Raw genomic sequence first — 8,691 nt, 5'->3', positions numbered from 1 at the left:
ATCCCACATCCATCACCCACGTCTCGAACCACGCCGAAGCGGAAATTTTCAGAAGAGGCAACGCATGGTGCTACGCGGAGGTCTCTCATGAGTCAACGCGGGGTCTGGCCAGATGGCCGCGGTGTGGTTGACAATGCTGTGGACGTTGTCGCCGCCACCCGCGGTGACAACGAATAGGTTTTTCCCTTCCTACGCGACGAGGCCCCAGATTGTGCAGTGATCTGGGGCCTCGCTGTGTCTCGTCTGCGCGTCGGGTCAGAGGCTGATGAGCGAGTCCGTGAATGAGAGGCCGAGACTCGGGTCCTGGATTGCGAACAGCAGGAACAGCGCGAGAGCGCCGCCGACGAGTGCCGCGTTCTTGTTGAACTGGATCTGATCGTTCTGCTTGGTCTGCGCGTCCTCTTCCTTCCAGTGGGCGTGCATGAAGAAGCTAATGGGGATGAGGGTGGCAGCCACGAGCAGGGCGCCGATGTCGCCGAAGACGCCGAGCAACACCATGAGGGCGCCGACGCCCATCGCGACACCCGACGCGATCACGCCCACGCGACCGCCTGGAGCGCCCTTGTAGGTCGCGTACTGAGCCATGGCGGCGGACTGCGTCACGTGTCCGATGGCGCTGACGATGAAGAGGACCGCGAAGAGGATGCGGGCGATGAGAAAGACGATGTCCATGCGGGTTTCCTAACTTGGTTGATGCGACAACTAAACTACTGCACCTAGACGACGCGTCAACGATTCGGATTATTCCCAGTGTCGGGCCCGGCGCGAGAGCCAACCCCCAGAAGCGCGTCGCCCGCCTCACCACACGCTGGAAGGCACCGAGTTCGTCGGCGAAGATCACGTGCCGCTCCCCCGGGGCGTCGTGCCCGCCGCGCTCCGGCTGGAACCGGTGCGCGAGATCGACGTGTGGCAGGTGGTGTTGGGCTTGGTTACCCACCTACCCCGCCTGGTACGGGCTGACCACCACGTCGACCCGCTGGAACTCCTTGAGGTCCGAATAGCCGGTGGTCGCCATCGACCGGCGCAGGGCACCCATGAGGTTGGTGGTGCCGTCGGCGCGCGCGCCCGGGCCAAACAGGATCTCCTCGAGAGTGCCCACGGAACCCACGTGGACGCGCTCGCCGCGAGGAAGCTCGGGGTGGTGGGCCTCGGGCCCCCAGTGGTAGCCGCTGCCGGGCGCCTCCTCGGCGCGGGCCAGCGCGGCGCCCAGCATGAACGCATCGGCGCCGCACGCGATGGCCTTGACCATGTCTCCCGAATGGCCCAGTCCGCCGTCGGCGATGACGTGCACGTAGCGGCCGCCGGACTCGTCCAGGTAGTCGCGCCGCGCCGCCGCAACGTCGGCCACAGCGGTCGCCATGGGCGCGTGGATGCCGAGCGAGGTGCGCGTGGTGTGTGCGGCCCCTCCGCCAAAGCCGACGAGCACGCCCGCGGCACCCGTGCGCATCAGGTGCAACGCGGCCTGATAGGTCGCGGCTCCGCCCACGATCACCGGCACGTCGAGTTCGTAGATGAACTTCTTGAGGTTGAGCGGCTCGCCATCCGCCGAGACGTGCTCGGCCGACACCGTGGTCCCGCGAATCACAAACAGGTCCACGCCGGCGCTCAACACGGCCGAATAGTGCTCCTGCGTGTTGTGGGGGGACAGGGCGCCCGCGACGGTCACTCCCGCCTCACGCACCTCACGCAGGCGGTCGGCGATCAGTTCCGACTTGATGGGCTCAAGATAGATCTCCTGCATCCGCGCCGTCGCGGCGGCTGCGGGCAGGGAGGCAATCTCGGCAAGCAACGCGGTCGGGTCCTCGTAGCGCGTCCACAGGCCCTCAAGGTCGAGCACGCCAAGGCCACCCAAACGGCCCAAGGCGATTGCGGTGGCGGGCGACATCACCGAGTCCATCGGCGCCGCAATGACGGGAATCTCGAAGCGGAAGGCGTCGATCTGCCACGCAAGGGACACGTTTTCGGGGTCGCGGGTTCGTCGCGACGGAACCACGGCCACATCGTCAAAGGAATACGCCCTGCGCCCGCGCTTTCCGCGCCCAATCTCGATCTCGTTGCTCACGCCGTCCAGCCTAGCGCGCGGGCGCGAGGGCGCTCCCAGTTTCCATCGCGCCAGGACTAGAGTCAGGGAAAAGCAAGAGGAGGCAACGATGACGCGGTCCGGTCACCCCAAGCAGGGCCCGCTCGCCGACGCGCTGGCACAACTGGCCGCGACGGTCGAGCATCTCGGCTACGACGAGGGCATGCACCAGATGCTCGCGACCGCGCGGCGCGAGATGCAGGTGAGCGTTCCCCTGCGCCGGGACGACGACAGCGTCGTGGTGTACTCCGGCTACCGCGTCCAGCACAACTTCTCGCGAGGCCCCGCGAAGGGCGGACTGAGATTCGCCTCAAACGTCGACCTCGACGAGATACGCGCCCTGGCCATGTGGATGACGTGGAAGTGCGCGTTGGTCGATGTCCCCTATGGCGGCGCCAAGGGCGGCGTCGCGATCGAGCCACGCGACCACAGCAACCGCGAGCTGGAGCGCGTCACCCGCCGATACACGTCAGAGATCTCTCCGATCATCGGCCCCGAAGTGGATATCCCCGCGCCCGACATCGGCACGAATGAGCAGACGATGGCCTGGATGATGGACACCTACTCCGCACTGGTCGGCCACACCGTCCAGGGAGTCGTGACCGGCAAGCCGGTGGGTCTCGGCGGCTCGCGGGGCCGCGCCACCGCCACATCGCGCGGCGCGGCACACATTGCCATGTTGGCCATGGCCGCCCATGGGATGCAGCCCGAAAAGTCCACCGCGGCCGTCCAGGGCTTCGGTAAGGTCGGTCGCGACGCGGCCCGGTTTCTGTCGCAGTCCGGCGTGACAGTACGCGCGGTCAGCGACGTCGATGGCGCCGTGTATTCCGCAGCAGGGCTGGACATCATTCACCTGGGGGCGCATGTGGACCGCACCGGGTCGGTAGCAGGTTTCGAGGGCGCGGAGGCCCTGGACCCCGCCGACCTCATCACCTTGGACGTGGACGTGCTGGTCCCCGCCGCCGTCGAGGGCGTGGTCACCGCCGACAACGCGGCCAACGTGCGCGCCCGCATCGTCATCGAGGGCGCCAACGGCCCGACCACCAAAGAGGCCGACGCGATCCTGATGGAGCGCGACGTGGTGGTGGTCCCGGACATCCTCGCCAACGCTGGCGGCGTGATTGTCAGTTACTTCGAATGGGTGCAGGCGCACCAGGCCTACCAGTGGAGCGAACGCGAGGTGAACGACCGGCTCGAGGAACGCCTCACCGCAGCCTGGCACGACGTGATCCAGTACGCCTCGGCACACGGGCTGACGTATCGGGCGGCGGCCACCGCCATCGCGGTGCGACGCGTCACCGAGGCGCACCGTCAGCGCGGGCTCTACCCGTAGGCCGCCGACGCGGCTCGCTCGTCGCGCCTCGCGGGCCACGTCATACCCGCGTGACAGGGTGGTACCCATGAGCTGGATTGACGGCCCCATGGTGGGCTTCGACACGGAGACCACGGGCATCTCGCCCCTCAACGATCGCATCGTGACGGCGGCCGTGATCCGCCGCCATGGCACGCGGGTTGAGGTGAGCGAGTGGCTGATCGACCCGGGCGTCGAGATCCCCGCCCGCGCCACCGAGGTGCACGGGATCACCACCGAGAAAGCACGGGCCGAGGGCGCCAAGCCCGCGGCTGCGCTCGAGGAGATCGCCGTCGCCTTGGCCGAGGCCCTGGGCGCCGGGATCCCCGTGGTCGGCTTCAACATCCAATACGACCTCACCATCCTCGAGACCGAACTCGCGCGGCACGGCCTGCGCACGCTCGCGCACCGTCTCCCGCTGGGCATCCGGCCAATCATCGACCCGCTCGTGCTCGATCGCCACCTCGACAAATACCGCAAGGGCAAGCGCAAGCTCATTGACATGTGCGGCACCTACCGGGTGCAGGTGGTTGCCGACGCCCTCCACGCGGCCGACGCCGACGTCCTGGCCACGCTCGACCTGGTTCCCGCGATCGCCGAGCGCTACCCCTCGCTGGGCGGCGTGGCGTTGCAGGATCTTCACGATCAGCAGGCGCACGCCCATGGCGAGTGGGCCAACCGGTTCCGCGCGTGGCTCATCTCCAAGGGAACCACTGACGATCTGCCGAGTCCCGAATGGCCCGTCGCCACCGGTGCCACAGAACCGGAAGAGGCGGACGCCGCACTGTTCTGAGACGCGTCGGGCCAGGCCGACTCCTTGCGAGAGCGCTGCAACAACCTCCAACTTTATACTCTTTACTGCGTTTTACTAACAACTAATAATACCTTCTAACTCATGTAAAGTGGCGATCATGCAAGCAGTGGCGAACCCCTACACGCCCAACGCAGGAGCCGAGCCTCAGGCCGTCGTTGGCCGTGATGACCAACTGGGATCCTTCGACCTTCTCCTCGAACGCATCTCCCGTGGCCGAACCGAGCAGTCCATGATCATCACCGGGCTATGCGGCGTTGGTAAGACAGTTCTGCTCGGCCAATTCCGCACCAAAGCACTCGGTCGCGACTGGGTTGTCGTCGAGTTTGAGGTGAGCAAGAACGACGACTCGCACTTTCGTCGAACGATCGGCGCGAAGTTGCGCACTGCTCTCCACGAACTATCGCCGAGAGCACGCTGGTCTGATCGGTTCAACCACGCCGCAGCCGTTCTGAGGTCATTCACCGTGACCGTCGACGCCCAAGGCAAGTGGGCGGCAGGAGTCAACATGGACGCGGCAGAAGGGTATGCCGACCACGGAGACCTGGCCCTCGACCTCTCGGACGTGTTCATCGCCATGGGCGATGCAGCAAGAGAACGGGGACGCGGCGTCGTTCTTCTCTTCGACGAGATTCAGTTCCTCACGAAGCCACAACTCGAGGCGACCATCGAAGCCCTCCACAAGATGATCCAGCGAAAACTTCCAGTCACGATGGTGGGTGCGGGGCTTCCCCAGATGGCAGAACTTGCTGGCGACGCGAAGTCTTATGCAGAGCGTCTCTTCAAGTTTCCCTCGATCGGAAATCTCGGAGAAGACGACGCCAAGTCCGCGCTATTGAAGCCCGCCGTGGACGAGGGCGCTTCATACGATGACGACGCCCTCGAAGAGGCAGTAGCCGTGACGGGCGGCTATCCCTATTTCGTTCAAGAACTGGGATACGCGGTGTGGACCGTCGCCGATGGGCCCACCATCCACCGTTCCGATGTGGTCGCCGCCGTGCCGCAATACGAGGCAAAGCTGGACGAGTCCTTCTTTCGGGTACGCCTCGATCGCACGACCGAACTCCAGAAGGCCTACTTGCGCGCTATGGCCGAACTGGGACCCGAACCCCAGAAGGCATCAGATGTGGCGGAGAAAATGGGCCGCACATCGCAGAATCTCGGACCCACTCGAGCGGAACTGATCAACATGGGGCTGCTCTACACGCCGGAGCACGCATATGCCGCGTTCACCGTTCCCCACTTCGACGCGTTCCTCACGAGAGCCATCCCTCTTCTGGTTGTACCGGAACGACGCCCTCGGCAACGGAAGTCGCGTTCGCCGCAGTGACGCGCCTCACCCCTGGGAGAGTTGGTGGACTTGACGACTTCAGCCCGCCAGCACCCGCGCCAGCATCCCGAGCGACATCACCACAATCAGCGCGCGTAACACCAGCGGCTTGACGCGGAACAGCACGTGCGATGCGACGTAAGAGCCCAGCAGCTGGCCGCCGATCATCGCGGCACCTGCGATCCACACCAGTTGGCCCGCGATGAGGAACACGGTCAGCGAGGCCACGTTGGTGGCGAAGTTCAGGGTCTTTGCGACGGCGGTGGACTGCACGAGCGTCTGGGCACGCAGCGACACGCCCGTGAGCGCAAAGAGGGAACCCGTCCCGGGCCCGAACGCGCCGTCGTACGCGCCGATGGCGGGGACCACGCTGGCGTGGAACGCCCGCTCGCCGATGCGCGGCTCGGTCGGCGGGTGGTGGGCGCGGGGCACAAACAGGAAGTAGGCGGCGATGACCGCCAACACCACCGGGATCAGGATTCGCAGGCCGTCCGTGTTGACGAATTGGATGCCGACCGACCCCAGCACCGAACCCGCAAACGCCAGCAGCATCGGCCATCGGACGTCTCGCCAGGACACACGGCGGCGACGCAACACCTGATACGTCGCCATGCCGGTGCCGAAGGACCCCTGCAGCTTGTTGGTGCCGAGAGCCGCGAGCGGCGGGACCCCGGCGAGGAGCAGCGCGGGAAGCGTCAGCAGTCCGCCGCCGCCTGCAAGAGTGTCAAGAAAGCCGGCGACCAGCGCCACGACCGCCAGGATGACGAGCGCGTGCCACGTCAGCGTCACTGCTCGTGGGTGCCGGCGTAGTTGGGCGCCTCGACGGTGATCTGGACGTCGTGGGGGTGGCTCTCCTTGAGCCCGGCGGGCGTGATCCGCACAAACTTGCCCTTGGCCTGCAACTCAGGAATGGTGCGCGCGCCGACGTAAAACATCGACTGTCCGAGGCCTCCCACCAGCTGACGCACCACCCCCGACAGCGGGCCCTTGTACGGCACTCGACCTTCGATGCCCTCGGGAATGAGGTCGTCGTCACTCGGAGCGTCGGCTTGGAAGTAACGATCCTTGGAGTACGAGCGGCGCCCGCGCGATGCCATCGCACCCATCGAGCCCATGCCGCGGTAACTCTTGAATTGCTTGCCGTTGATCAGCACGAGGTCGCCCGGCGTCTCGGCGCACCCCGCGAAGAGCGATCCGAGCATGACCGACGATGCGCCGGCGACCATGGCCTTGGCGATGTCGCCCGAGTACTGCAAGCCGCCGTCGGCGATGATCGGCACCCCGGCGGCGCGCGCCGCAAGCGACGCCTCGTAGACCGCGGTGACCTGCGGCACGCCCACGCCTGCGACCACGCGTGTGGTGCAGATCGAGCCGGGCCCCACGCCCACCTTGACGGCGTCCACACCGGCCTCCACCAGCGCCTCGGCACCGGCGCGCGTCGCCACGTTGCCGCCGATGACTTGCACGTGCGAGGTCGCGGGGTCGGACTTCAGGCGCCTAATCATGTCGATCATGGCCCGGGCGTGGCCGTGGGCGGTGTCCACCACGAGGGCGTCCACCTCGGCGTCCACCAGCGCGGTGGCCCGCTCCCATGCGTCGCCATAGAAGCCGACGGCTGCCGCGACCCGCAGGCGACCCTCATCGTCCTTGGTGGCGAGCGGGTACTTTTCGGTCTTCACAAAGTCCTTGACGGTGATCAGGCCCGTGAGCTTGCCGTCCTTGTCCACCAGCGGCAGCTTCTCCACGCGGTGCTTCGCAAGTAATTCGGAGGCGGCGGCGTTAGACACGCCCTCGGGCGCCGTGATGAGCGGCATCGATGTCATCTGGTCGCGCACAAATCGGCCGGCATAGTCGCCCGGCAACACGAAGCGCATGTCGCGGTTGGTGATGATGCCAACAAGCGTGCCGTCGGCATCCACCACGGGGAGCCCCGAGACGCGATAGCGGGCGCACAGGGCGTCCAACTCGGCCAGGCTGGCATCGGGGCCGACCGTCACGGGATCGGTGATCATGCCGGACTCGGAGCGCTTCACGGTGATGACCTGTTGGGCCTGATCTTCAATGGAGAGGTTGCGGTGGAGCACGCCGATGCCTCCCAGTCGAGCCAGCGCGATCGCGAGGCGCGCCTCGGTCACGGTGTCCATGGCCGCGCTGAGAAGCGGGACGGCGATATCGATGTGGCGAGTGAGTCGTGTCTTGGTCGACACCTCGGAAGGCGTCACGTCACTCTCGCCCGGCAGCAGGAGGACATCGTCGTACGTGAGGCCGGTGAACCCGAAGGGGTCGTGCTCGCTGGGTGCCATGCGCCCAAGTCTAGGGCTCACGCACCGGTCGTCGAGTCGCCCGATCCCGCACGCCGGGGACGGAATCCTCGAAACGTTCTGACCTGGGGGAGCTCCCAGCACCCCCGAAGTGGGGGGTTCCCAACCCACCGCCGAGAGAGTAGAAACAGGGGTGGAGGTCGCAGTGAGCCAGACTCTCTTGACTGTCCGTTTAGTCCGGTTTACGGTGATCCCGTCCCTAGCGGAGATGTGGGGCGGACCCGGGTCGATGAAGACAAGAGTTTGAACCGCCTAGCGAGGAGCACGATGGAAATGATCGCGACACTGCCGACCCCCACGCAAGACCAGTGGGAGTGGCAGTATGAGGGCTCCTGTCGAGACGCCGACCCGAACCTCTTCTTTCACCCCGAGGGCGAGCGCGGCGCGGCCCGCCGTCGGCGCGCGGAAGCCGCCAAACAGTTCTGCAACCGTTGCCCCGTTCTCGAATTGTGCCGAGAACGCTCCCTTGCCGCGCGCGAGCCCTTTGGAGTCTGGGGAGGACTCAGCGAGGACGAACGCCATGCGATCCTTGCGGGCCGTTTGAAGCAGGCCAGCTAACGTCCCGCCTCGCGGCCATCTCCACCGCGCCTGCGGCCTAGTCCCCCGCTACGGCCACAGCGCCCCCGCGGAGAACACTGCGGCCCCGGAGACCATCAGGTCTCCGGGGCCGCAGTGCGTGCAAAGAGACTTACTCGACGATGGCGAGCAGGTCGCGCACGGACAGGATCAGGTACTCCTGACCGCCGTGCTTGACCTCGGTGCCGCCGTACTTCGAGTACATGACCCGGTCGCCAACGG

At 66.3% G+C, this 8,691-nt stretch carries 8 protein-coding genes and 1 pseudogene; 4 read left to right on the top strand and 5 right to left on the bottom strand.

The features are described 5' to 3' along the window. Positions 1 to 255 precede the first annotated feature (255 nt). Both QZZ29_RS10980 and QZZ29_RS10975 read right to left on the bottom strand, forming a co-directional pair. Positions 256 to 672: a DoxX family protein gene (locus tag QZZ29_RS10980; RefSeq protein WP_291383241.1), complete on the bottom strand. Its 417-nt coding sequence runs from the start codon at positions 670 to 672 to the stop codon at positions 256 to 258. A gap of 265 nt (positions 673 to 937) precedes the next feature. Beyond that, positions 938 to 2,062 (bottom strand): GuaB3 family IMP dehydrogenase-related protein, encoded by a 1,125-nt coding sequence (locus tag QZZ29_RS10975; protein ID WP_291383240.1) that lies wholly within the window; start codon positions 2,060 to 2,062, stop codon positions 938 to 940. 88 nt (positions 2,063 to 2,150) lie between these two features. Here QZZ29_RS10975 and QZZ29_RS10970 point away from each other — a divergent pair, with 88 nt between their 5' ends. From QZZ29_RS10970 to QZZ29_RS10960, 3 genes are all read left to right on the top strand, one after another. Next, positions 2,151 to 3,413, top strand: a complete 1,263-nt coding sequence (locus QZZ29_RS10970) for a Glu/Leu/Phe/Val dehydrogenase (RefSeq protein WP_291383239.1) — start codon at positions 2,151 to 2,153, stop codon at positions 3,411 to 3,413. A gap of 67 nt (positions 3,414 to 3,480) precedes the next feature. Continuing rightward, complete coding sequence (locus tag QZZ29_RS10965; RefSeq protein WP_291383238.1) at positions 3,481 to 4,224, top strand: exonuclease domain-containing protein; 744 nt, start codon at positions 3,481 to 3,483, stop codon at positions 4,222 to 4,224. Between the two features lie 118 nt (positions 4,225 to 4,342). After that, positions 4,343 to 5,572, top strand: a complete 1,230-nt coding sequence (locus QZZ29_RS10960; protein WP_291383237.1) for an ATP-binding protein — start codon at positions 4,343 to 4,345, stop codon at positions 5,570 to 5,572. Positions 5,573 to 5,611: 39 nt separating this feature from the next. On the opposite strand, the gene QZZ29_RS10955 is transcribed toward QZZ29_RS10960, so the two are convergent. Both QZZ29_RS10955 and guaB read right to left on the bottom strand, forming a co-directional pair. Continuing rightward, positions 5,612 to 6,361, bottom strand: coding sequence for a TSUP family transporter (locus QZZ29_RS10955; protein ID WP_291383236.1), 750 nt, complete (start codon positions 6,359 to 6,361; stop codon positions 5,612 to 5,614). Beyond that, positions 6,358 to 7,875 carry an IMP dehydrogenase gene (gene guaB / locus QZZ29_RS10950; RefSeq protein WP_291383235.1) on the bottom strand — a complete coding sequence of 506 codons (1,518 nt, stop codon included), beginning with the start codon at positions 7,873 to 7,875 and terminating at the stop codon, positions 6,358 to 6,360. The genes QZZ29_RS10955 and guaB overlap by 4 nt, the downstream gene beginning before the upstream one ends. Before the next feature lie 285 nt (positions 7,876 to 8,160). Here guaB and QZZ29_RS10945 point away from each other — a divergent pair, with 285 nt between their 5' ends. Continuing rightward, complete coding sequence (locus QZZ29_RS10945) at positions 8,161 to 8,451, top strand: WhiB family transcriptional regulator (protein ID WP_291383234.1); 291 nt, start codon at positions 8,161 to 8,163, stop codon at positions 8,449 to 8,451. Positions 8,452 to 8,581: 130 nt separating this feature from the next. Here the strand turns inward: QZZ29_RS10945 and QZZ29_RS10940 are convergent. Then, a pseudogene (locus QZZ29_RS10940) lies at positions 8,582 to 8,691 on the bottom strand (co-chaperone GroES); the annotation flags it as partial.

It is taken from the genome of Demequina sp., assembly GCF_016278765.1.
Taxonomy (GTDB): domain Bacteria; phylum Actinomycetota; class Actinomycetes; order Actinomycetales; family Demequinaceae; genus Demequina.
Note: the sequence above shows the minus strand (reverse complement) of the source record. Positions and strands in the feature narration are given on the sequence as shown.